This window comes from Pseudomonas sp. GZD-222, assembly GCF_049310525.1.
Lineage (GTDB): Bacteria > Pseudomonadota > Gammaproteobacteria > Pseudomonadales > Pseudomonadaceae > Aquipseudomonas.
On the sequence record NZ_JBMOWO010000100.1, the window covers coordinates 1 to 21,496 of the forward strand.

Below are 21,496 nucleotides of genomic sequence, written 5' to 3' on the forward strand. Positions count from 1 at the left end.
AAACGGGTCGCGGGACAACCCCCCCCCCACGGGCGGGGGGGGAGCGGTCTTCCCCCGCGATAGCTACCTCAAGGCTTACGCTTGCGCGGCCCGGTATTGAAGGTTGGCACCTTGCGCACCGGCTTGGCCGCAGGCGCTGCTGCCGGCGTATCACCACTGTCCATCCAGCGGCCCAAGGTACGCTTGCCGCTGTTCTCTTTGGGCTTCTTCGGTTTCTTCGGCTTTTTCAGCACCTGCCCGCTGGCATCGGTCATCGGTACCTTGTGATCCGGAATGAAGTCCGGCTCCTCATGGCGCGGCAGGGTCTTGCGGGTCAGAGTTTCAATCGCCGACAACAGTTGCACTTCGTCGGCACACACCAGCGAGATCGCCTCGCCACTGTTGCCTTTACGGCCGGTGCGGCCAATGCGGTGGATGTAGTCTTCAGCCACGATCGGCAGGTCGAAGTTGACCACCAGCGGCAGGTCGTCAATGTCCAGGCCGCGCGCGGCAACGTCGGTGGCCACAAGGATCTGGATTTCACGCGCCTTGAAACTGTCCAGGGCACGCTGGCGAGTCGCCTGGGGTTTGTCGCCGTGGATACCGTCAGCGTTCACACCCTGGCCACGCAGGCGCTCGACCAGTTGATCGACACCGTTACGCGTTTTGGCGAACACCAGCACTTGCTTCCAGCGCTGCTTGCGCAACAAATGGCTGAACAATTCCGGCTTGCGCTTCTTGTCCACCGGCACGATCCACTGCTTGACCGTGCTGGCGGTAACGTTGCGCGGGCTGACTTCGATGCTCAGCGGGTCATTCAGGGTCTGCCCGGCCAGCTGGCGGATCTCGTCGGAAAAGGTCGCCGAGAACAGCAAGGTCTGGCGCCGGACCGGCAAGGCGGCGTACACCGCGCGCAGCTCTTCGGCAAAACCGAGGTCGAGCATGCGGTCGGCTTCATCAAGCACCAACGCCTGCAGCTGATTGAACTTCACCGCATTCTGGCGGAACAGGTCGAGCAAGCGCCCCGGCGTTGCCACCAGCAGGTCGATGCCCTTGCGCAGCTTCATCATCTGCGGGTTGATGCTGACGCCACCGTAGACCGCGTAAGTGCTCAACGGCAGGTGTTCGGCGTACTCGCGGATGTTGTTGTGAACCTGTTCGGCCAGCTCGCGGGTGGGCACCAGCACCAGGGCGCGCACCGAGTTGCTGGCGACCTTGGCGCCTTCGAGGGTCAGGCGCTGCAGCAGCGGCAGGGCGAAACCTGCGGTCTTGCCGGTACCGGTCTGGGCCGCGGCCATCAGGTCACGCCCGGCCAGCACGGCAGGAATGGCCTGGGCCTGGACCGGCGTCGGGGTGTTGTAGTCCAGGCGCTCAAGCGCGCGCAGCAAGGGTTCAATCAGGCCGAGTTTGGCGAATGTCATGGCAGTACCGTCAGGGGAATTCAGCAATGGCGGCAGTTTACCTTGTTCCGCCCGCCCCTTCCTGACAAACCGCTGTTACTTGCACAGCTCGCCGTCGACCTGCGCTTGCGGTTTGCTGACTGCAGTCGCCGGCTTGCGCCACTGTGGCAGACCGATCAGCACCACCGCACCGATGATCACCGCCATGGCCACGCATTCTTCAAAACCGATCTGCTCACCGGCAAACAGGATGCCCAGCAACACGGCGACGGCCGGGTTGACGTAGGCGTAGCTGGTGGCTGCCGCCGGACGCACGTGCTTGAGCAGGTACATATAGGCGCTGAAGGCCAGGATCGAACCGAAGAACACCAGGTAAGCCAATGCGCCCCAACCAGCAGCCGTGGGCATCTGGGTCATGCGCTCGCCACTCAGGGCACTGGCCAGCAACAACGCAGCACCGCCGACCAGCATCTCGGCGGCACTCGCCATAGGCCCTTGGGGCAGCGGCAGGCTTTTGCTCCAGACCGAGCCAAATGCCCAGGAGGCGGCGGCAAACAGGATCAAGGCGGCGCCCATCGGGCTGGCCTGCAGGTTGGAACCCAGGTTGAGCATGGCAATACCGACCAGCCCGAGGACGATCCCGGCCCATTCCAGGCGAGTGTTGCGATGCCCCCAGAACAAGCCGAATACCAGAGTGAACAACGGCACCGTGGCCACCGCCAACGCCGCCACCCCGGAAGCTACGCCCGCGTGTTCAGCTAGCGTCACGCCACCGTTGCCGCAACTGAGCAACAACACACCAATCGCACCTGCTGCGCGCCATTGTGGCCAAGTCGGCGCCGGCACACCGCGCCAGCGCAGGAAGCCGTACAGCAACGTCCCGGCGATCACAAAGCGCACGCCTGCCATCAACAACGGCGGCCAGGATTCGACACCGATGCGGATCACCAGATAAGTCGAGCCCCACACCAGGTACAACGCGAGGAAGGCGCCGATTAAAACCAACGGAAAGCGACGAGGGGCAGGCATGGGGGGCTCGAATTCTGATTGTCGGGGGGTTAGTTTAGAAAGGCGTGCGCGCAAACATAAGTTACAAAACCTGTTTAAACGAACCGTACACTTTGGAAAAAACGGTTATTAGCGCCTTTAACCTTTGATTCAACACACGCCTCAGGAAGCCCATGGACAAGTACGATCGAATGCTCCTCAGCGCCTTGCTGGAAAACGGCCGCGCCTCGTTTGCAGAGCTCGCGCGCAAGGTCAACTTGTCTGCCCCGGCGGTCGCCGAACGGGTTGCCAAGCTTGAGGCCAGCGGCGTGATCACCGGCTATCAGGCCAAGGTCGATCTGGAGAAGATCGGGTTGCCGATCCAGTGCATGATTGAACTGCGCCTGGCCAGCCACGGTAATCAGCAAACCTATGAAGAGCTCTCGCAGATTCCGCAATTGACCGAGTGTCACCGGGTCACCGGCGACCCTTGCGTGATCATGCAGGCTGCCGTGGCCTCGATGCCGGAGCTGGAGGCGTTGATCAATCGCGTCGCCCAGTTCGGCTTCAGCAAGACCTCGATCATCCTCTCCAGCGCAGTGGAGCGGCGCTTGCCGCTGGGCCACCTGGAACACAACGGCAAGAAAGCCTAGCGGTAGGTCTTCAGTGCCTCGGCAATCTTCGCCGCCGGGACTTTCTGCAAGCTGCAGAACAACTGGTGGGACACCGCATTGACGCCCTGCTCGCGCAACTGCCCGGCCAGGTGCTGGGCCAGGTTGGCAGCCATTTCCGCATCGGCCATGGCCCGGTGAGCGGTGCCGGTGTCCGGCAGACCAGCCCAGCGCGTCAGGGTGCCCAGCTTGTGGTTGGGGGCCGCCGGCATCAGGCGCCGGGCCAACAGCATCGAACAGGCGAAGCGCTGGCTGCGGCTGCGACCGATCTGCGCCAGCTCGTAATCCCAGAATTTCTGGTCGAACGAGGCGTTGTGCGCCAGCATCGGTGTGTCGCCAACAAACTCGGCGACTTCGCTCATCACCCGGGCAACAGGTGGAGCGCTACGCAGCATGGCCGTGGTGATGCCGGTCAGCGAAGCAACGAAGGCCGGGACCGGCAAACCTGCGTTCATCAGGCTCTGGTAGCGGTCGACAATGCGCCCCCGTTCGAGCATGACCACCGCCACCTCAGTGGCGCGGCAATTGGCACCGGGCGAAATGCCGGTGGTTTCAAAGTCGATGACAGCAATACGTTCCAAAACAAAACCTCAGTAAAACCTAGTGCCTGAGCAACAGGCTGCCCTCGATGGGCACATAGCGGCTGGCAGCGCGAATCAGCGAGTTGGCGGTAAGGCCCGGGACACCATAGGCAATGGCTTCAATACCGTGGCGACTGATGACTCGCTCAAGCAGCAGATCGAAATCACCGTCACCGGACGCAAGCACCACTTCGTCGACCCGTGCGGCGGCGTCGATCACGTCGAGGGTGATACCCACATCCCAATCGCCCTTGGCCGAGCCGTCGCTGCGTTGAATGTAGGGCTTGAGTTTGACCGTGAAGCCGAGGTTGCGCAGGATCTGCTGAAACTGCTGCTGCTTGCTGTCGCCGCGGTCGATGGCATAGGCCACCGCCTCGACAATCTGCCCATGCTGGCTGATGTCGGCCCACAGCGCCGCATAATTGAAGTGACAGCCATAGGCCTGGCGCACGGTGTAGTAGAGGTTTTGCACATCGGCGAATACCGCGATCTTCTTCACCGTTCTTCCTCGTGGCGCCGTGGCGCTATTACCGGCCGCCGCACACCGGGGCCGTTTCGGCGCCCAGTATGCCAGCCTGGAGGCGATGCAGGTAAGCGCACTCAGACGAAGCTGTCATCGCCGTCGAAGAAGCCGCCATCATCGCTGCCGTAATCGCTGTCCATGAAGCCGCCCTGATCGTTGCCGTAGCCGCCGTTGTCAGCGGTCAAGCGCTGCTCGTCATTGCTCCCCCAGCCACCGCTGTCGCTGGCCGGAGCCGGCTCTTCCTTGATCACCTCAACCACCTCTTCGGGCTGTGAATGCTGATTGAACAGGCTGCTGATGCCCTGAGCCAGCATGACCCCGCCGGCCACACCGGCAGCCGTTTGCAATGCACCGCCGAGGAAACTGCTGGCACCGCTACGGGCCGGTGCCTGAGCAGGCGCGGCGTTGAAGCCCTGCTGCGGAGCAACGCCGGGTTGATTGAACCCGCGGGATGGCTCGCGCCAGCCGCCACCGCCCGATGCGGAGCCAGATGCTTGCGACTGAAGCGGCTGAGGATCACGCGTGCCGCTACCGAAGATGCTCGACAGAAAGCCCCCGCTATTGCTCGGCGTGGTGGCTGCCACTTGTGCCTTGGCCTGTTTCAAATCCGCCTGCAGTTGCTTGTTCTGCTCATCCAGACGCTTGAGCGCGGCTTCCTGAACCAGGATCGCCTGCGCCATGTAGTAAGGCGCCGCCGGTTGCTGCTGCAGATGCTCGGCAATGCGCGCCTGGGCCTGGGCGTCGCGGGGAACTGCCGGGTCTTCAGCCTGCCTGAGTCGGCCGAACAGGCCATCGATCAGGGTTTGTTCTTCACTGTTCATGGGCAACCTCACACAAGAGCCGGGGAATTCAGGTTCACTGAAAATGGGGTGCCAAGGCCGTGGATTCAACACAAGGCGTGATGAAACTTTCTTCAGCTTAGGGGCTGGCTGGGCTAAAGTTACGCCCTGCTTTTTTCACTACGATATCGACCGATGAATCCGCTCAGTGTTCTGCGTGACTCCCTGTATTTCTTCCGCCGCCACCTGCTGAGCATCGCCCAGCTGTGCCTGCCGCTGGTGGTGCTCGAAGCACTCTGCACCCAGCTGCTCTACCAGCAACTGGGCAAGGATGCCTCACAGGCCTATGGCATGCTCGCCAGCCTGTTGTTCTACCCACTGTACAGTGCCGCGCTGATTCTTTACCTCGACACCCGCAGCAACGGCTACACGCCACTCAAGCGCAACCTCCTGGCCATGGCCCTGCGCCTGTGGCCGTCGTTCGCGTTGATGGTGATGCTCAGCTCGCTGTTGATCATGGCCGGCGCCGCGCTGTTCATCATTCCGGGAATCTGGGTGATGGTCCACCTGGTGTTTGCCGAGTACCTGCTGGTGCTGCGCGGCCTGCCGCCGATTGGCGCCATGCGCGAGAGTTTCCAGATGACCACGGGTAATTTCTGGAAGATCTTCACCTGCATCCTCGGCGTCCTCGCCCCCTTGTGGTTGATCGACGGCCTGAGCCAGATGCTGATCCCGGAACCTTCGTCGCTGGCGCAACTGGCTATTGATAGCGGCAACAGCTTCCTGCAGCTGTTCAGTACGGTGGTGATGTTCCGCCTGTTCATGCTGGTCAGCGAGCAGGCTACCGAGCCGCCAGCGTCCTGAGTTGATCTGCCGGGTGACTACTTGCGCGGCTTGGCCCGCGCCGTGGCTTCAGCCACCAATGGGTCATCCGGCCAGTAGTGTTTGGGGTAGCGCCCCTTCAGATCCTTCTTCACCTCGGCATAGGTACTGCGCCAGAAGTTGGCCAGGTCCTGGGTCACCTGCACCGGACGCCGGGCGGGCGAAAGCAGATGTAGCAGGACTTGCTGGCGCCCCTGGGCAATGCGCGGGGTTTCGGCCAGGCCGAACAGCTCCTGCAAACGCACGGCGAGGATCGGTGGCGTTTCGCTGTAATCCACGCGGATGTTCGACCCCGACGGCACGCTCAGGTGCATAGGTGCCCATTCATCCAGGCGCTGCGGCAGCGGCCAGGGCAGCAGATTGCGCAGTATCGACGACAGATCGAGCTGGGCAAAATGACTGAGGCGCGTGACCTTGCCCAGATACGGCTGCAGCCACTGCGGCAAGCTAGCCAATAGTGTCTCATCACTCAGGTCGGGCCATTCACTGCTGTTGCCTGCGTCAAGATCAAGCTGGCGCAGCAGGGCCACACGCGCCTGCCACTGGCGTAGCTCAGGGGTCCATGACAGCAGCTCCAGGCCCTTGCGCCGCACCAGCTCCAGCAATGCCCGGGCGCGGGCCTCTTCATCCAGGCCGGTCAAGGGTTCGCGACTGAGCACCAGCTCGCCAACCTTGCGCTGGCGCTCGGCACGCAAGACGTTCTCGCGCTCGTCCCAATCCAGCAGGTCGACAGTGCTCACCTGCTCGGCCAGCACCCCATCGAACAAGGCCGGATCGAACTCAGTGGCGATGTAGATACGCTCTTCGCGCTGGCCCTGGCGACTGCCCAGGTCAGCGATCACCAGCCAGGGGCACTTCATCAGCGCATCGGGCTCGCCAAACAATGCTGCGCGACCATTAGCCAGGCGGTACTCGGCGCCGCCAGCACGCCGCTGCTGGGCGACGCGATCCGGATAGGCCAGGGCCAACAGCGCTCCCAGCCAGCGAGAATGCTCAGGATCAGCCACCGCAGTGCGGGCTTTGCCACGCAGATAACCACGATACTGCCGGGCCAGTTGCCGGGCACGTTGCACCCCACCCTGCCCACCTTTGTTCACGCGGGTTTCACCGCTGAGCAAGGTCAGGCGGCTGTGCAGGTCCGCTCCGCCGCCACGCAAGATATCGCGCTCACCCAGTAGCGCCGCGACGTCACAGGCCATGTCGGCCAAGCCCAGGTCCTGCCCCCGCAACAACAAATGGGCGATGCGCGGCTGCGCCGGCAACTCGGCCATGGCCTGGCCGTGTTCGCTCAAACTGTCCTGACCACCCGCCTTGAAAGCCCCCAGGCGCTGCAACAGATCCAGAGCCTGTGCATAAGCGGCGACAGGCGGCTGGTCAAGCCAGCACAGCTGATCCGCAGTGACGCCCCAGCGCGCCAGTTGCAAGGCCAACCCGGCGAGGTCGGCCTGAAGAATTTCGGCGCTGCCATAGGCGGCCAGCTGGTCATGCTGAGCCTCGGACCACAACCGGTAGCACACCCCTGGTTCAAGACGCCCGGCACGCCCCGCGCGCTGGGTGGCGCTGGCGCGCGAAATACGCTGGGTGTCGAGCCGGGTCATGCCGCTGCCCGGATCGAAGCGCGGCACTCGCGCCAATCCAGCATCGATCACCACGCGCACGCCATCAATGGTCAGGCTGGTCTCGGCGATGTTGGTTGCCAGCACGACCTTGCGTTTGCCGGGTGGCGCGGCATCAATCGCGGCACGCTGGGCATTGAGCTCAAGCTCGCCATGCAGTGGGCACAGCAGAATGTCCTGGCGCTCACCCAGCGCCTCCTGCAGCGACTGGTGCACCCGACGGATTTCGGCCTGACCGGGCAGAAACACCAGCAGGCTGCCCGACTCATCGGCGATGGCCTGCAAGACGCAATCGACCACCCGCGGCTCAATGAACTCGCCTTGCTGGAATGGTCTGCCCCAGCGCACCTCGACCGGGTACATGCGCCCTTCGCTGCTGATCACCGGCGCGTCATCGAGCAAGCTCGACAGGCGTTCACCTTCGAGGGTCGCCGACATCAGCAGAATCTTCAACGGCGGCTCATCCCGCAGCAGCTCACGACCATTGAGGCTCAGCGCGAGGGCGAGGTCCGCGTCGAGACTGCGCTCGTGAAACTCGTCGAAAATCAGCAGACCGACCCCGTCCAGGGCCGGGTCGGCCTGCAGGCGGCGAGTGAGGATGCCTTCGGTGACTACTTCAATCCGGGTATTAGGGCCAACCTTGCTGTCCAGCCGAATCCGGTAGCCGACCGTTTGCCCGACCTGCTCGCCCAACTCACTGGCCAGCCGCTCGGCTGCCGCACGCGCCGCAAGGCGGCGCGGTTCAAGCATGAGAATGGTCTGGCCGGCCAGCCACGGCTCATCCAGCAACGCCAATGGCACACGGGTGGTCTTGCCGGCGCCAGGTGGTGCCTCCAGCACGGCTTCATGGCGCAGAACCAAGGCTTCACGCAAGGCTGGCAGTACGGCATCGATCGGTAACGAAATCATGGTAGCCCTCAAACAATGCGCCGAGTATAACGGCGAACCGAGCCCGGCTTATCATGGTCTTAGCTGTAGATACCGGCTCTTTGCCTGTATCTTTGTGGCCCTCACTCCGGAGATTTCCATGCGTATTCCCTCCCGCGTCATCGGCGGCGTCCTGGTCGCCACCCTGCTGACTCAATTGACGGCCTGCGGCACCATTTTTTTCCCTGACCGGCGCGGTCAGATCGAAGGCAAGATCGACCCGGTGGTCGCTGCCCTCGACGCCATTGGCATCCTGTTCTACGTGCTCCCCGGCCTGATCGCATTCGGCGTCGACTTCGCCACTGGCGCCATCTACCTGCCAGGCGGTACCACGGCTCAGGTCTCACCAGAAAAACTCAATCAGGCCATCAGTGCTGACGGCAAGGTCGACAACAGCAAGCTGCAGGCTATCCTCGAAAGCGAACTGGGCCAGCGCCTGCCGCTCAACGATCCGCGCCTGATCCAGCACAAGGGCAGCGTCGAGCAACTGGCGATGTACGGCCTCACGCCCGCCGCCTGAACACCAATAGGACGCCCCCGGCAGCATGACTCCTTCGGCTGAACATCAACGTCTGCTGCGCCTGGCCACCCGCGCTTCGCTGGCGGTGGCCAGTATCCTGATCCTGACCAAGGCCGTGGCCTGGTGGCTCAGCGGCTCGGTGAGCCTGCTGGCCGGTCTGACCGACTCGGCGCTCGACGGCGTCGCCTCGTTCCTCAACCTGCTGGCGGTGCATTACGCCTTGCGCCCGGCCGACGACGATCACCGCTATGGGCATGGCAAAGCCGAGGCCATGGCCGGTATAGCCCAGGCGTTGTTCATCGCGGTCAGTGCCGTGCTGATCGGCGTACAGGCTGTAGAGCGCCTGCAGAATCCCCAACCGCTGGGCGACACCGCCATCGGCATCGCGGTGATGTTGCTGTCACTGGCGCTGACGGTGGCCTTGCTGATGCTGCAGGCCCGGGTGATTCGCGTCACCGGTTCCACCGCGGTGCGTGCCGACTCGCTGCATTACCGTTCCGACCTGTTGCTCAACGGCAGCATCCTGATTGCCCTGGTACTGGCGCGCCTGGGCTGGCCGCAACTGGATGCCTTCTTTGGTCTTGGCATCGCCCTGTACATCCTCTGGAGTGCGCTGCAGATCGCCCGGGAAAGCACCTCGATCCTGATGGACGAGGAACTGCCCGGTGATATCAGCGAGCAGATGCTGAGCCTGGCCTGTAGCGTGCCCGGTGTGCGTGGCGCCCATGATCTGCGCACACGGGTCTCGGGGAGTCACTGGTTCGTGCAACTGCACCTGGAGCTACCGGGCGAGTTGCCGCTGACCCAGGCCCATGCCCTCTGCGACCAGGCGTCAGCGGCGATACGTGGCAAGTATCCGAAGGCAGAAGTGCTGGTGCATGCCGACCCGGTGACCTGAACTCGGTGGGAGCGAGCTTGCCCCGCGATGGCGTCCTGTCAGTCACATTGCATCGCGGGGCAAGCCCGCTCCCACTGGATTCAGTTGACGCTGTATCCCCGGCCATTCAGGCAGGCGCCCTGCGCCCGCCGGTAGTTGTCCATCACCTGCGCAGCTGGCGCATAGCGCGCCGAGGCCGGGTCGAAGCCGGTCTGCTGTACCGCCCAGCGATGGCATTCATAGCGGTCACGGTCGAGTTGCTGCGGACTCTGCCCGGAAGCCGGGTAGATCATCAGCTCATAGGGCGGTGCAACCACCACATAACGCGGGCCTTGCGGACGGTACCAATAGCCATCGGAGTAGAAATACTCGCGTCCGTCGTACGGAACACGCCAGTACGGATCATTAATACGATCGGTGATGTGCCCGGGGCGGTAGCCATCATGGCGCCGGGGGATGTCCTGGTAATAACCGGTGCGCGGCGTCTGGGTCTGGCGCACTTCATCGGGGCGCGACTGCAGCGGCGACCCACCCTGCCCTTCGGCCAACGCCAGCAGGCTGATACTGCTGCACAATAAACCAACACCGGCCAGGCGCCAGATCCACGACTTCATGCGATTTCTCTCGGAGCGTTGAATGACCCCAGGTTATCGGCCTCACAAGAAAAAATTACAGGCAATAAAAAAGGGAGACCCTGGGGTCTCCCTTTGAGAATTTTGTCCGTGCTCGACGCTTGTGACGTCGGCTCACCTCACGCTGTCTTGTGAACAGTGTGTAGCCCGGGGGCCGAGCACAACCCTGTTGGGTTGCTGGCCGCAGCTGCCCTGATAAGGCCAGCTGCACTGGACTGATGTCCGGGCAGTGATTCTGGGTGTAAGCATAGGGCTAGAGCGGCGCAAGAGGATTGCGAAGATTGCTCAATCAAATAGCACTTGCGCAATTTTTACCTAAAGATTGATAATTCGACGCAATCGAAACAGAAAAGGCATGTTCCATGAGCAAACTGGACCGCTACGACCTGAGCATTCTTGCCGAATTGCAGCGCGACGCGCGCATCTCCAACCAGGAACTGGCCGAACGCATCGGCCTGTCGCCCTCGCCCTGCTCGCGCCGGGTCAAGCAACTAGAAGACGACGGCTACATCGCCCGCCAAGTGGCCCTGCTCGACCGCAAGAAGCTGGGCTTGAGCCTCACGGCCTACGTATTGATCGGTATGGACCGCCACACCCCGGAACGTTTCGAAGCGTTCGAAACCGCGATCCGCAACCTGCCGCAGGTGCTTGAGTGCAGCCTGGTTACCGGGATGGATGCTGACTATCAGCTCAAGGTGGTGGTCCCGGACATGGACCACTATCAGAAACTGCTGCTAGGCCACCTGACCCGCATCGACGGGGTGACCAGCGTACGCTCCAGCTTCGTGCTCAACCAGGTACTGGCCAGCACCGAACTACCGTTGACGCACCTGCGTTAGTCAGACCGGCACACGCGGCGTATAATTGCGCGCCTCAACCTGCCGGAGAGTATCGATGGATCCTGCGTTGTTCGAAGAATGGATGATGACCATCCTGGTCACCATCCTGATTGGTTTCATGGGTTTTATCGTCTGGGACCTGGCGAAGAAATCCAAAGCCGGCAAGTTCGGCACCTTCATTCTGTTTTTCGTGCTGGGCCTGGGCATTCTCGCCTTCATCATCAAAAGCGTGGTGATCGGCTATATCGAAGGCGTTTAACGCCTGGCCGGAACTTCCCGCCACTGCCCCTGATCCAGACCGTCCAAGGTCCAGTCGCCGATCCGCACCCGTACCAGGCGCAGGGTCGGCAGACCGACGGCGGCGGTCATGCGCCGCACCTGACGGTTGCGCCCTTCCTTGATCACCAGTTCCAGCCAACTGGTCGGCACGCTCTTGCGGAAGCGTACCGGCGGGTTGCGCGGCCACAACTGCGGCTCTTCAAGCTGCCTGGCCTGGGCAGGCAAGGTAGGCCCGTCATTGAGCTCGACGCCGTCGCGCAAACGCTGCAGCTGTTCTGCTGTTGGCTCACCCTCGACCTGCACCCAATAGGTTTTCGCCAGTTTGTGCTTCGGATCGGCAATCCGCGCCTGCAGCTGGCCGTCATTGGTCAGCAGCAGCAAGCCTTCGCTGTCGCGGTCCAGACGCCCGGCCGGATAGACACCGGGAACATCGATAAAATCTTTGAGGGTCGCGCGCCCTTCACCATCGCTGAACTGGGTCAGTACGTCAAAGGGCTTGTTGAACAGGATCAACCGCGGCTCGGCCGGCGGCGCCTTGGCTTGGCGACGCGGGCCTGCGGGTTTGGCCGCGCCAGGGCGCGGCTTGGAACGTGGGGGTAACGGCATGGGGCCTCAGCGGAACGGCGGCTCGTCGAAACTGCGCAGTTTACGCGAGTGCAGCGAATGCAGCTCGGTGCGCAGCAGGTCGAGTGCGGCGATACCGATTTTAAGGTGCTGGCTGACCGCCCGGTTGTAGAAGGCGTTGGCCGCACCCGGCAGCTTGATCTCGCTGTGCAGTGGCTTGTCCGAAACACAGAGCAAGGTGCCATAGGGGACGCGCAAGCGATAACCCTGGGCGGCGATAGTGCCGCTTTCCATGTCCACTGCCACCGCCCGTGAGAGGTTGATCAGCGGACGTTCCTGGGCCCAGCGCAGCTCCCAGTTACGGTCATCGTAAGTCAACACGGTGCCGGTACGCAGACGCTTTTTCAGCTCGTCGCCGCGCTCGCCGGTCACTTGCGCCGCCGCTTCCTGCAACGCCATCTGCACCTCGGCCAGGGCCGGAATCGGAATATGCGGCGGTACAACCCGATCAAGAATGCCGTCGCGGCGCATGTAAGCATGCGCCAGCACGTAATCGCCGATGGTCTGCGACTGACGCAGGCCGCCGCAGTGACCGATCATCAGCCAACAATGCGGACGCAACACCGCCAGGTGATCGGTGATGTTCTTGGCGTTGGAGGGGCCGACGCCAATGTTGACCAGGGTGATGCCATCGCCATCGGCGGCGATCAGGTGATAGGCCGGCATCTGGTAGCGGTGCCAGACCACGCTCGCCACCAGGGACTGGGCTTCGCCATTGTCCATGCTCTTTTCGATGATCACATTGCCCGGCAAGACCATACGCACAAAGCGCGGGTCATCGCGCAACTGCTCCAGGCCATGGCTGACGAACTGATCCACGTAGCGGTGGTAGTTGGTCAGCAGGATCCACGGCTGCACATGGCGCCAGTCACTGCCGGTGTAATGCACCAGACGGCGCAGGGAGAAGTCCACCCGCGCCGCATCGAACAGCGCCAGCGGCAACGGATCGACGTTGGCCCAGTCATAAAGGCCATCGGCGATACCATCGGTGGCGGCCGACAGGTCGGTGCTGGGGAATACCCGCGCCAGCGCGGCGGCGGTGATGCCGCTACCGGCCAGCTCGTCGCCCTGCTCGACCACATAGGGGTAAGGAATATTCTGCTGGCTGACACCCACCTCAACGGTGACGGTGAAGTCGCGCATCAGTGGCCGCAGTTGCTCCAGCAGATAACCGCGGAAGGCGGCGGGATGGGTAACCGTGACGCTGTAAGTGCCTGGCAGCTGGACCTTGGCATAGGCGCGGGTAATGGCCGGCACTTCACCGTGATACTGGTAGGTCAGGCGCAGTTCCGGGTAACGAAACAGTGCGCGCTCTTCGGCATTGGGCTCGGTGCGGTCCTTGAGATAACGCTTGAGCGCCTGGCTCAGGGCCGCAGTGGATTCTTCGTGCAGGGCCGCCAAACGATCGACGGCCTGCTCGGCGGTTGCTACGACAACGAAGGCTTCATCAGTACGGCTCACAATGTACTTCCTGTCTGACATGCATGTGCCCATCTTGCCTATATATTCCGGCAAAGGCACGCACGTTAGAGCGGCCAGTTCGGCGTCGACCGTGCCACCAGTTCGCCAACATCAATTCCCCGTGGCAGCACCCCGTAGACCCTGCCACTGCCGCCCAGGCGGCTGCCGATAAAGGCGTCGCTGACCGTGGCGTTACCCGCCTCGAGCAACAGCTTGGCCTGTAGGCCCAAGGCGATGTCTTCAGTCAGTTGACGGGCGCGATACTGAATGTCGCCGGTATCGGCAAATGCCGCTTTGAGGTTGCCGATGTGCGCAGCCAGACGCGGGTCGCCATGACCGTCGCCAAGCTCATCGAACAGCACATCGAGCACCCCTGGCTCTTTGGACAAGGCCCGCAACACGTCCAGGCACTGGACGTTACCCGACCCTTCCCAGGTGGAGTTGACCGGTGCCTCGCGATACAAGCGCGGCAGGATGCTGTCTTCGACATACCCGGCGCCGCCCATGCACTCGGCGGCTTCGTTGATCATGGCCGGTGCCCGCTTGCAGATCCAGTACTTGCCCACCGCCGTGATCAGGCGCGAAAAGCGCACTTGCTGCGGGTCATCCGGCTGATCCAGTGCATGCCCCATGCGCAGGCTCAGGGCCAACGCTGCTTCGCTTTCCAGCGCCAGGTCAGCCAGGACGTTCTGCATCAAAGGTTGCTCGGCCAGCAAGCGCCCGCCCACCTGGCGGTGAGCGCAATGGTGAGCCGCCTGGGTCAGGGCCTGACGCATCAGGGCGCTGGAGCCGACCATGCAGTCGAAGCGGGTCATGGCCACCATTTCAATGATGGTCGGCACGCCGCGGCCTTCCTCGCCAATCATCCAGGCCAGGGCGCCACGGAATTCCACCTCGCTGGACGCGTTGGAGCAATTGCCGAGTTTGTTCTTCAGGCGCTGAATGTAGAACTGGTTACGGCTGTCATCCGGGCGATGGCGCGGCAGCAGGAAGCAACTCAAACCCTTGTCGGTCTGAGCCAGGGTCAGGAAAGCGTCGCACATCGGCGCCGAGCAGAACCATTTGTGCCCAACCAGCTCATAGGCTTGCCCCGGTCCCGGCGCCCCCACCGGATAAGCCCGGGTGGTATTGGCACGAACATCGGTACCGCCCTGCTTTTCGGTCATGGCCATGCCCAAGGTTACCCCGGCCTTGTGCCGGTCACCGATGTTGCGCGGGTCATACTCGGTGGCCAGGACCTTGGGCAGCCAGTATTGCGCCAGTTCCGGCTGCAACTTCAGCGCCGGCACTGCGGCGAAGGTCATCGTCAGCGGGCATCCGCTGCCGGCTTCCGCTTGAGTATGCAGATAGGTCATCGAAGCCCGGGCGACATGCGCGCCCTCGCGAGGGTCGGTCCACGGCAGCGACGGCAGGCCATGCTCGATAGCTGTACGCATCAGCTCGTGGTAGGCCGGATGAAACTCCACCAGATCGATACGGTGACCGTAACGGTCATGACTGCTGAATTGCGGTTTGTTCTGGTTGGCCAGAAACCCGGCGGCCATCAACGGCCCACCCGCCAGTGCCCCATATGCATCAATCCGCGCCTCGGCCCAGCCCGCCCCGTAGCGCCGCGACCATTGCTGCAACGGCAGGTCAATGCGATAGAGGTTGACCCCATCCAGCGAGGGTGGCTGATTGGTGACTTCGTGGGTTTCAGCGTACTGGTGCAGGTTCATCAGGGGGCTCCTGGATCTGGACGTGACTGATATTTCAGTGAATCACGCCCCACCCCCCGGTCAAAGTGACAAATACGCCTAACTAGCCGCGATTTAGCCCTTGCCTGGACAGTGCCTGAGGCTGGCTCAGCGCAAGGCTCAAGCCCAGCTCGAAACGGCTCCCCAGCCCGGGGTTGGACTCGTGTTGCAGGCGTGCACCGATCAGTTCCGCGAGCTGCCGGCAGATCGCCAGACCAATGCCCAGGCCGCCGTACTGGCGACTCATCGAGCCATCGACCTGGAAGAAACGCTGATACAGCCCAGGCTCGGCCAAACGGTCGAAACCGATACCGCTGTCGTTGACGCTGATGGTCAGTCCGAGTACGTCCGGCGCTTGCAAGCGTCCGCGAACTTGCAGGGTGACGCCCCCCTGGTGAGTGAACTTGATCCCGTTGTCGAGCAGGTAACTGATGCACAGAGCCAGTTTATGCCGGTCGCCAACCAGCAATTCGGGCAAATCCGCCGGTGTGTCCAGATTCAAGTACAGCCCTTTGCACAATGCGGCGGCGGTGTACTTGGCGCGCAGTTCCTGCAACAGGCTGCGCAGACCGAACGGCGCGTTTTGCGCACTGAGGCGGCCGGCCTGCAGCTCGGTGAGGATCAAAATATTGTCGACCATGCCCATCATGTCCTGGGCAGCAGAACTGGCCGTGTGCTGATACTGGGCCAGCTCGTGGCCCATGGGCACGGTCTGCATCAACTCCAGCGAACCAATCACGCCGTTCATCGGTGTGCGCAGTTCGTGCGTCACCGTGGCGAGGAACTCGTCTTTCAAGCGGTTGCTGTTGGCCAACTGCTGGTTGATCACTTCCAGTGCCCGACCCGTTTCACGCAGGGCCTGGGCCTGTTGGTCGCGCATGCTGTTGATCCGGTCCGCCAGGGCCAGCGACAGCAAGCAGACCTCAAGAGCGGAACCGATCTGGCTGGCGTACATGGTCAGGAACACATTCGGCAGATAGCCCAGCACCATCAGTGTATTGACCAGACCGCCGAGCAGGAATGCGGTCCAGGCAATGATGAAGTAACGCGCCACACGCAAGCCGCGCCACCAGGCGTAGACCCCTGCCGCGAAAATCGTCACGGTGAACAACAATGCCAGCGCCGTGGCCAGGCGCAAGGCAATGCCATAGCTGCTCAGCAGGGCCAGCAGCATCACCAGCCCACCGCTGACCATCAGCCCCTTGAGCAGGCCATCGAAGACGCGACTGTGCTGGGCCATCTGCAGGAAGCTACGGGCGAACTGGCAGCCGAACAATCCGGAGGCGCCGATGAACAGTGGCGTGGCGGCATTCGCCCACCAGGGACTGTCCGGCCAGAAGTAAGCGACACCTGCGCCGTTGACCGACACCTGATAGAGACCGAACGAGGCGATATAGAGAATGTAATAGAGGTAACTGGTGTCGCGGACACTGAGGTAGATGAACAGGTTGTAGACCAGCATTCCCAGCAGCACGCCGTAGATCAGGCCGAGTACATACAGGCGGGTCGGCTGTGCTTCCAGGTAGGCCTGGGTAGACCACAAGGTCAGCGGCGCCTGGACCGAACCCTGGCTGTGCAGGCGCAGGTACGCGGTGGTGGCCTGCCCCGGAGTGAAGGGCAAGTCGAACAGGTAATTGTTCTGTTCGATCTGGCGACTGGCATACGGCAGTGCATCACCGGTGCGCTGGGCCAGGCGGAAACTACCGGTGCTGTCGGGCAGGTAAAGTTCCAGATGATCCAGCGGCGGGTAGGCCAGCTCCAGCAACCAGCTGCGCGGCGCGGACGAAGGCGGTGCGGTATAGCGCAGGTCGAGCCTGATCCAGAACACCGAGGTTGAATAACCGGCATTGAGCACGTCGGCGTGATGCGTTCGGAAGTGCTCACTGAACGAGGGGGCACTCACCTGCGCGATGCTGGCATTGCCATCGCGGTCCTCGAACACCTGCATCACCCGCCCCAAGGGCAGACTGCGCGTCGAGTCGTCGAAATCGACCGCTGCGGCCAGCAGTGGCAACCAGCCCAGCACAACAATCAGCAAATAGCGCATACAGCCCCAGCATGGTCTGTCCCGGTCGTGTCGCGGTGGCCTCCTGTCCGTTTGAGGCGACGCGATCCGGCAGTAACCGTTATCGGTTGTTCGAGCACTCTAGCATAGCTTTTCACGGCCATAAGACGCTACGTAAAATTTTAAACGAAAGGCTCTAGAACGGCACTTTCAGCGATACTAAAAATAATTTCCTGACCGTTCGATCAAAAAAATCATGACGCGGGGGCAGACCCGACAAAAGCGTTTGGTGGTAAGCTCGCGCACCATGAATACCTACAGCTCCCGCCCCGTTGTCCTCTGTCTCTCCGGCCACGACCCCAGTGGCGGCGCCGGCTTGCAGGCAGATATCGAAGCCCTGATCGCTCAAGGTTGCCACGCCGCTCCCGCCGTGACCGCCCTGACCGTGCAGGATACCGTCAATGTCACTGACTTCCGCGTGCTCGACCGCGAGTGGGTGCTGGCCCAGGCCAACGCCGTCCTGGCCGACTCCACGGTCGCAGCCGTCAAGCTGGGCATGCTCGGCTCGCTGGACATGGTCGACACCGTTGTCGAACTGCTCAGTGCCCACCCTCACCTGCCGCTGGTCTGCGACCCGGTGCTGCGTGCGGGCGGCGGTGGCCGTCTGGGCAAGGATGAAGTCGGCTACGCCATGCGCGAACGACTGTTGCCCCTTGCCACCATTGCCACCCCGAACCTCCCCGAAGCCCGCATCCTCGCCGAACTGCCTGAGGGCACTGCGGATGAATGCGCAGAAAAACTGCTGCCCTTCGTCAGACACCTGCTGATCACCGGCGGTCACGGTGACGAGCACGAAATCCACAACCGCCTGTACAGCCGCGATGGTCAGCGCCACACCTGGACCTGCCAGCGCCTGCCCGGCAGCTACCATGGCTCGGGCTGCACCCTGGCCAGCGCCCTGGCCGGTCGCCTGGCCCTCGGCGAAGATCTGCAAAGCGCTGTGCGCTCGGCGCTGGATTACACCTGGCGAACCCTGCGCGATGCCGAACAACTGGGCAAAGGCCAATATGTGCCGCGTCGCCTGCCCCTGGATTTCTGCTCCTGAACCGAGGCCCCGAGATGAAGCTACGCGGTCTGTATGCCATCACCGACAGCCAACTGTTGGAAGGCAAGTTCCTGCCCTACGTGGAAGCGGCCCTTGAGGGCGGCGTGACCCTGCTGCAATACCGCGACAAGAGCCAGGACCAATCCCGTCGCCTGCGCGAGGCCGAAGCCCTGGCCGAGCTTTGCGCACGCTACAAGACCCAACTGATCATCAACGACGATGCCGAGCTGGCCGCACGTCTGGGTGTCGGCGTACACCTGGGCCAGACAGATGGTCCGCTGACTCCGGCGCGCACCCTGCTGGGCCGCGAGGCGATCATCGGCTCTACCTGCCACGCCCAGCTGGAACTGGCCGAACAGGCCGCCCGTGAAGGCGCCAGCTACGTTGCCTTCGGCCGTTTCTTCAATTCCGTGACCAAGCCGGGCGCTCCAGCCGCCGATACCGCATTGCTGGACCAGGCCCGTGCCCGTCTGAAATTGCCGATCTGCGTGATCGGTGGCATCACCCTCGACAACGCCGCCCCGCTGGTCGCCCACGGCGCCGACCTGCTGGCGGTGATTCATGGCCTGTTCGGCGCCGACAGCACGCAAGAAGTCACCCGTCGTGCCCGCGCCTTCAACGCCTTGTTCGCATCTGCCTGATTGAGAGAGCCCATCATGTCTCGTTCCGAAACCCTGTTTGCCAACGCCCAAAAACACATCCCCGGGGGCGTCAACTCGCCGGTGCGGGCGTTCAAGAGCGTTGGCGGCACGCCGCTGTTCTTCAAGCATGCCGAAGGTGCCTACGTCACCGACGAAGACGACAAGCGCTACGTCGATTACGTTGGCTCCTGGGGCCCGATGATCCTCGGTCATAGCCACCCGGACGTGCTCGACTCGGTGCGCAAGCAGCTGGAACACGGCCTGTCCTACGGTGCGCCAACCGCCATGGAAACCGAGATGGCCGACCTGGTCTGCTCGATCGTGCCGTCGATGGAAATGGTGCGCATGGTCAGCTCCGGCACCGAAGCGACCATGAGCGCCATTCGCCTGGCCCGTGGTTTCACTGGCCGCGACAGCATCATCAAGTTTGAAGGCTGCTACCACGGCCACTCCGACAGCCTGCTGGTCAAGGCCGGCTCCGGCCTGCTGACCCAGGGCGTGCCAAGCTCCGCCGGGGTACCAGCGGCCTTTGCCAAACACACCCTGACCCTGCCCTTCAACGACATCGACGCCGTTGAAAAAATGCTCGCTGATGTAGGCCAGGAAGTGGCGTGCATCATCGTCGAGCCGGTGGCCGGCAACATGAACTGTGTACCACCGGCGCCAGGCTTCCTCGAAGGTCTGCGCTCGCTGTGTGACAAACACGGTGTGGTCTTGATTTTCGACGAAGTGATGACCGGCTTCCGCGTTGCCCTGGGCGGCGCACAAGCGCACTACGGCGTAACGCCGGACCTGTCGACCTTCGGCAAGATTGTCGGTGGCGGCATGCCAGTGGGCTGCTTCGGCGGCAAGCGCAAGATCATGGAACAGATTGCGCCGCTGGGCCCGGTCTACCAGGCCGGCACCCTGTCGGGCAACCCGCTGGCCATGGCCGCAGGCCTGACCACCCTGAAGCTGATCAGCCGTCCGGGCTTCCATGCCGAACTCAGCGACTACACCAGCCGCCTGCTCGACGGCCTGCAGCAGCGCGCCGATGCCGCCGGTATTCCGTTCGTCACCACCCAGGCGGGCGGTATGTTCGGCCTGTACTTCAGCGGTGCTGACGACATTGTCACCTTTGACGATGTGATGGCCAGCGATGCCGATCGCTTCAAGCGCTTCTTCCACCTGATGCTCGAAGGCGGTGTGTACCTGGCGCCAAGCGCCTTCGAGGCCGGTTTCACCTCGATCGCCCACGGCGAAGCTGAGCTGAAGATCACCCTGGATGCCGCCGAGCGGGCGTTCGCCAAGCTCAAGAACTAAGCGGTGGGAGCGGGCTTGCCCCGCGAGGCGATGTGGCTGACACAGCGCAATCGCGGGGCAAACCCGCTCCCAGCGAGGGTTCCTCAGCAGAAAATCGAGTAAAGACTTTGTAAGGTAGGCGCTGCTTATCCCATAATGTGCCACCAGACACTTTGGCCGCAGCTTTGCAGAGGTAAGTCGATCCCCATGAACCGCACCGGCCGCGCCCTCGCCCTGGGCTGCCTGTTGCTTCTTCAGCCCCTGCTGGCCTTGGCAGGCGGTAACTCGTTGCTGATTCCAGCAACGGGCCGCTGCACCCTCAATTCCCAGCCCGAAGACCTGCCCCAAGCCTTGGCGAGCTGCCAGCAGGCTGCGCAGGGTGGCGATGCACAAGCCCAATACGAGCTAGGCGAGTTCTATTACGAGGGCACCAACACCCCCCGCGACCTCAAGCAAGCCCTGAGCTATTTCGAGCAAGCCTCGCTGCAAGGCCACGCCCAGGCCCAGTACCGCCTGGGGACCATGTTCTTCAAGGGTGAAGGCGTTGCGGCCAACAATGTACAAGCGTACATCGTGCTGAAAATGGCGGCGGTCAACGGTGCCGAAGAAGCCCTGGACCTGGCCGACGAAGTCTCGGAGCAAATGCCCCGTGAGGATCTGGAAGTGGCGACCCAGGTACTGGGACAGATCTTTCGCAAGTACCTGCTGGAACTGCAGACGGCCGAGGGGCGCACGCCCTTTTCACCACTCCCCTGAAGCCTGGGCTTACTTTTCCGGCATTGGCATCGGAAACGGCATCACATTGCTGACGCCACGGGCCTCGCTGATTTTCGGCGTACCCAAACGCTCGACCTCATCGATGCGCACAATCGAGTGCATCGGCACAAAGCTGCGCACCACGCCTTCAAATTGAGCCTTGAGCTTTTCCTCACTCGGATCGACCACCACCTGGGTGCGCTCGCCGAAGACAAATTCTTCAATTTCCAGAAAGCCCCACAGATCACTCTGGTAGATCTGCTTGGCATACATCTCGAATACCTGGCCCTGGTTGAGAAAGATCACTTTGTAGATAGGCGCTTCGCGTTTGGTCATTTTGGGCGGGGACAATCACGGGTGGTAAAGAAGGCGCAAACTATAACATAGGCACCGGG

22 protein-coding genes are annotated in these 21,496 nt (G+C 62.6%); 10 read left to right on the plus strand and 12 right to left on the minus strand.

Annotation, left to right across the window (positions count from 1 at the left end; all coding sequences use genetic code 11):
• Window positions 1-68 precede the first annotated feature (68 nt).
• Complete coding sequence (locus ACO6VD_RS18685) at window positions 69-1,400, minus strand: DEAD/DEAH box helicase (protein ID WP_422421180.1); 1,332 nt, start codon at window positions 1,398-1,400, stop codon at window positions 69-71.
• Between the two features lie 75 nt (window positions 1,401-1,475).
• Window positions 1,476-2,408, minus strand: a complete 933-nt coding sequence (gene yedA / locus ACO6VD_RS18690) for a drug/metabolite exporter YedA (RefSeq protein ID WP_422421181.1) — start codon at window positions 2,406-2,408, stop codon at window positions 1,476-1,478.
• Between the two features lie 152 nt (window positions 2,409-2,560).
• Between yedA and ACO6VD_RS18695 the strand changes: the two genes are divergently transcribed.
• A complete protein-coding gene (locus ACO6VD_RS18695; RefSeq protein WP_400171416.1) occupies window positions 2,561-3,019 on the plus strand; it encodes an Lrp/AsnC family transcriptional regulator in 459 nt (152 codons plus the stop codon).
• On the opposite strand, the gene ACO6VD_RS18700 is transcribed toward ACO6VD_RS18695, so the two are convergent.
• The 3 genes from ACO6VD_RS18700 to ACO6VD_RS18710 form a co-directional block, all read right to left on the minus strand.
• Complete coding sequence (locus ACO6VD_RS18700) at window positions 3,016-3,618, minus strand: PolC-type DNA polymerase III (protein WP_422421183.1); 603 nt, start codon at window positions 3,616-3,618, stop codon at window positions 3,016-3,018. The genes ACO6VD_RS18695 and ACO6VD_RS18700 overlap by 4 nt on opposite strands.
• A 19-nt stretch (window positions 3,619-3,637) precedes the next feature.
• Window positions 3,638-4,117 carry an NYN domain-containing protein gene (locus tag ACO6VD_RS18705; RefSeq protein ID WP_400171414.1) on the minus strand — a complete coding sequence of 160 codons (480 nt, stop codon included), beginning with the start codon at window positions 4,115-4,117 and terminating at the stop codon, window positions 3,638-3,640.
• Between the two features lie 101 nt (window positions 4,118-4,218).
• Window positions 4,219-4,962, minus strand: a complete 744-nt coding sequence (locus tag ACO6VD_RS18710) for a DUF2076 domain-containing protein (RefSeq protein ID WP_422421185.1) — start codon at window positions 4,960-4,962, stop codon at window positions 4,219-4,221.
• Window positions 4,963-5,115: 153 nt separating this feature from the next.
• On the opposite strand from ACO6VD_RS18710, the gene ACO6VD_RS18715 reads away from it, so the two are divergent.
• Entirely contained in the window at window positions 5,116-5,784 is a 669-nt protein-coding gene (locus tag ACO6VD_RS18715; protein WP_422421187.1) for a hypothetical protein, read from the plus strand.
• Window positions 5,785-5,801: 17 nt separating this feature from the next.
• On the opposite strand, the gene hrpB is transcribed toward ACO6VD_RS18715, so the two are convergent.
• Window positions 5,802-8,327: an ATP-dependent helicase HrpB gene (gene hrpB, locus ACO6VD_RS18720; RefSeq protein WP_422421189.1), complete on the minus strand. Its 2,526-nt coding sequence runs from the start codon at window positions 8,325-8,327 to the stop codon at window positions 5,802-5,804.
• Window positions 8,328-8,445: 118 nt separating this feature from the next.
• On the opposite strand from hrpB, the gene ACO6VD_RS18725 reads away from it, so the two are divergent.
• Both ACO6VD_RS18725 and ACO6VD_RS18730 read left to right on the plus strand, forming a co-directional pair.
• Window positions 8,446-8,865, plus strand: a complete 420-nt coding sequence (locus ACO6VD_RS18725) for a polyribonucleotide nucleotidyltransferase (RefSeq protein ID WP_400171395.1) — start codon at window positions 8,446-8,448, stop codon at window positions 8,863-8,865.
• A 25-nt stretch (window positions 8,866-8,890) separates the two neighbouring features.
• The gene (locus ACO6VD_RS18730; protein ID WP_422421191.1) at window positions 8,891-9,763 is read left to right on the plus strand and encodes a cation diffusion facilitator family transporter; all 873 of its coding nucleotides are present in this window, start codon (window positions 8,891-8,893) and stop codon (window positions 9,761-9,763) included.
• Window positions 9,764-9,843: 80 nt separating this feature from the next.
• Here ACO6VD_RS18730 and ACO6VD_RS18735 read toward each other — a convergent pair whose 3' ends face one another.
• A complete protein-coding gene (locus tag ACO6VD_RS18735) occupies window positions 9,844-10,356 on the minus strand; it encodes a hypothetical protein (protein ID WP_422421193.1) in 513 nt (170 codons plus the stop codon).
• A 380-nt stretch (window positions 10,357-10,736) separates the two neighbouring features.
• Here ACO6VD_RS18735 and ACO6VD_RS18740 point away from each other — a divergent pair, with 380 nt between their 5' ends.
• Window positions 10,737-11,213: an Lrp/AsnC family transcriptional regulator gene (locus ACO6VD_RS18740; RefSeq protein WP_400171392.1), complete on the plus strand. Its 477-nt coding sequence runs from the start codon at window positions 10,737-10,739 to the stop codon at window positions 11,211-11,213.
• A gap of 55 nt (window positions 11,214-11,268) precedes the next feature.
• Entirely contained in the window at window positions 11,269-11,472 is a 204-nt protein-coding gene (locus tag ACO6VD_RS18745) for a DUF2788 domain-containing protein (protein WP_045182665.1), read from the plus strand.
• Here ACO6VD_RS18745 and ACO6VD_RS18750 read toward each other — a convergent pair.
• The 4 genes from ACO6VD_RS18750 to ACO6VD_RS18765 all read right to left on the minus strand — a co-directional run bounded on the left by ACO6VD_RS18750 (window position 11,469) and on the right by ACO6VD_RS18765 (window position 17,360).
• Window positions 11,469-12,098, minus strand: coding sequence for a pseudouridine synthase (locus tag ACO6VD_RS18750; RefSeq protein WP_422421195.1), 630 nt, complete (start codon window positions 12,096-12,098; stop codon window positions 11,469-11,471). The genes ACO6VD_RS18745 and ACO6VD_RS18750 overlap by 4 nt on opposite strands.
• Before the next feature lie 6 nt (window positions 12,099-12,104).
• Window positions 12,105-13,610, minus strand: a complete 1,506-nt coding sequence (amn, locus tag ACO6VD_RS18755; RefSeq protein WP_422421197.1) for an AMP nucleosidase — start codon at window positions 13,608-13,610, stop codon at window positions 12,105-12,107.
• Between the two features lie 32 nt (window positions 13,611-13,642).
• A complete protein-coding gene (locus ACO6VD_RS18760; RefSeq protein ID WP_422421199.1) occupies window positions 13,643-15,295 on the minus strand; it encodes an acyl-CoA dehydrogenase family protein in 1,653 nt (550 codons plus the stop codon).
• An 82-nt stretch (window positions 15,296-15,377) separates the two neighbouring features.
• Complete coding sequence (locus ACO6VD_RS18765) at window positions 15,378-17,360, minus strand: sensor histidine kinase (protein ID WP_422421201.1); 1,983 nt, start codon at window positions 17,358-17,360, stop codon at window positions 15,378-15,380.
• A 265-nt stretch (window positions 17,361-17,625) separates the two neighbouring features.
• Here ACO6VD_RS18765 and ACO6VD_RS18770 point away from each other — a divergent pair, with 265 nt between their 5' ends.
• The 4 genes from ACO6VD_RS18770 to ACO6VD_RS18785 all read left to right on the plus strand — a co-directional run bounded on the left by ACO6VD_RS18770 (window position 17,626) and on the right by ACO6VD_RS18785 (window position 21,101).
• Entirely contained in the window at window positions 17,626-18,423 is a 798-nt protein-coding gene (locus ACO6VD_RS18770; RefSeq protein WP_422421203.1) for a hydroxymethylpyrimidine/phosphomethylpyrimidine kinase, read from the plus strand.
• Window positions 18,424-18,437: 14 nt separating this feature from the next.
• Window positions 18,438-19,064, plus strand: a complete 627-nt coding sequence (gene thiE / locus ACO6VD_RS18775; protein WP_422421204.1) for a thiamine phosphate synthase — start codon at window positions 18,438-18,440, stop codon at window positions 19,062-19,064.
• A gap of 15 nt (window positions 19,065-19,079) precedes the next feature.
• Window positions 19,080-20,366: a glutamate-1-semialdehyde 2,1-aminomutase gene (hemL, locus tag ACO6VD_RS18780; RefSeq protein ID WP_422421206.1), complete on the plus strand. Its 1,287-nt coding sequence runs from the start codon at window positions 19,080-19,082 to the stop codon at window positions 20,364-20,366.
• 186 nt (window positions 20,367-20,552) lie between these two features.
• Window positions 20,553-21,101: a tetratricopeptide repeat protein gene (locus ACO6VD_RS18785; RefSeq protein ID WP_400171384.1), complete on the plus strand. Its 549-nt coding sequence runs from the start codon at window positions 20,553-20,555 to the stop codon at window positions 21,099-21,101.
• A 9-nt stretch (window positions 21,102-21,110) separates the two neighbouring features.
• Here the strand turns inward: ACO6VD_RS18785 and ACO6VD_RS18790 are convergent, their stop codons facing one another.
• The gene (locus tag ACO6VD_RS18790; RefSeq protein ID WP_038606593.1) at window positions 21,111-21,437 is read right to left on the minus strand and encodes a DUF1820 family protein; all 327 of its coding nucleotides are present in this window, start codon (window positions 21,435-21,437) and stop codon (window positions 21,111-21,113) included.
• Window positions 21,438-21,496: the final 59 nt, after the last annotated feature.

Excerpts from the sequence above, each read along its gene's own strand:
- ACO6VD_RS18685 (WP_422421180.1), bottom strand. The coding sequence starts at position 1,400 with ATGACATTCGCCAAACTCGGCCTGATTGAACCCTTGCTGCGCGCGCTT.
- yedA (WP_422421181.1), bottom strand. The coding sequence starts at position 2,408 with ATGCCTGCCCCTCGTCGCTTTCCGTTGGTTTTAATCGGCGCCTTCCTC.
- ACO6VD_RS18695 (WP_400171416.1), top strand. The coding sequence starts at position 2,561 with ATGGACAAGTACGATCGAATGCTCCTCAGCGCCTTGCTGGAAAACGGC.
- ACO6VD_RS18710 (WP_422421185.1), bottom strand. The coding sequence starts at position 4,962 with ATGAACAGTGAAGAACAAACCCTGATCGATGGCCTGTTCGGCCGACTC.
- ACO6VD_RS18715 (WP_422421187.1), top strand. The coding sequence starts at position 5,116 with ATGAATCCGCTCAGTGTTCTGCGTGACTCCCTGTATTTCTTCCGCCGC.
- hrpB (WP_422421189.1), bottom strand. The coding sequence starts at position 8,327 with ATGATTTCGTTACCGATCGATGCCGTACTGCCAGCCTTGCGTGAAGCC.
- ACO6VD_RS18725 (WP_400171395.1), top strand. The coding sequence starts at position 8,446 with ATGCGTATTCCCTCCCGCGTCATCGGCGGCGTCCTGGTCGCCACCCTG.
- ACO6VD_RS18730 (WP_422421191.1), top strand. The coding sequence starts at position 8,891 with ATGACTCCTTCGGCTGAACATCAACGTCTGCTGCGCCTGGCCACCCGC.
- ACO6VD_RS18735 (WP_422421193.1), bottom strand. The coding sequence starts at position 10,356 with ATGAAGTCGTGGATCTGGCGCCTGGCCGGTGTTGGTTTATTGTGCAGC.
- ACO6VD_RS18740 (WP_400171392.1), top strand. The coding sequence starts at position 10,737 with ATGAGCAAACTGGACCGCTACGACCTGAGCATTCTTGCCGAATTGCAG.
- ACO6VD_RS18745 (WP_045182665.1), top strand. The coding sequence starts at position 11,269 with ATGGATCCTGCGTTGTTCGAAGAATGGATGATGACCATCCTGGTCACC.
- ACO6VD_RS18750 (WP_422421195.1), bottom strand. The coding sequence starts at position 12,098 with ATGCCGTTACCCCCACGTTCCAAGCCGCGCCCTGGCGCGGCCAAACCC.
- amn (WP_422421197.1), bottom strand. The coding sequence starts at position 13,610 with ATGGGCACATGCATGTCAGACAGGAAGTACATTGTGAGCCGTACTGAT.
- ACO6VD_RS18760 (WP_422421199.1), bottom strand. The coding sequence starts at position 15,295 with ATGAACCTGCACCAGTACGCTGAAACCCACGAAGTCACCAATCAGCCA.
- ACO6VD_RS18765 (WP_422421201.1), bottom strand. The coding sequence starts at position 17,360 with ATGCGCTATTTGCTGATTGTTGTGCTGGGCTGGTTGCCACTGCTGGCC.
- ACO6VD_RS18770 (WP_422421203.1), top strand. The coding sequence starts at position 17,626 with ATGAATACCTACAGCTCCCGCCCCGTTGTCCTCTGTCTCTCCGGCCAC.
- thiE (WP_422421204.1), top strand. The coding sequence starts at position 18,438 with ATGAAGCTACGCGGTCTGTATGCCATCACCGACAGCCAACTGTTGGAA.
- hemL (WP_422421206.1), top strand. The coding sequence starts at position 19,080 with ATGTCTCGTTCCGAAACCCTGTTTGCCAACGCCCAAAAACACATCCCC.
- ACO6VD_RS18785 (WP_400171384.1), top strand. The coding sequence starts at position 20,553 with ATGAACCGCACCGGCCGCGCCCTCGCCCTGGGCTGCCTGTTGCTTCTT.
- ACO6VD_RS18790 (WP_038606593.1), bottom strand. The coding sequence starts at position 21,437 with ATGACCAAACGCGAAGCGCCTATCTACAAAGTGATCTTTCTCAACCAG.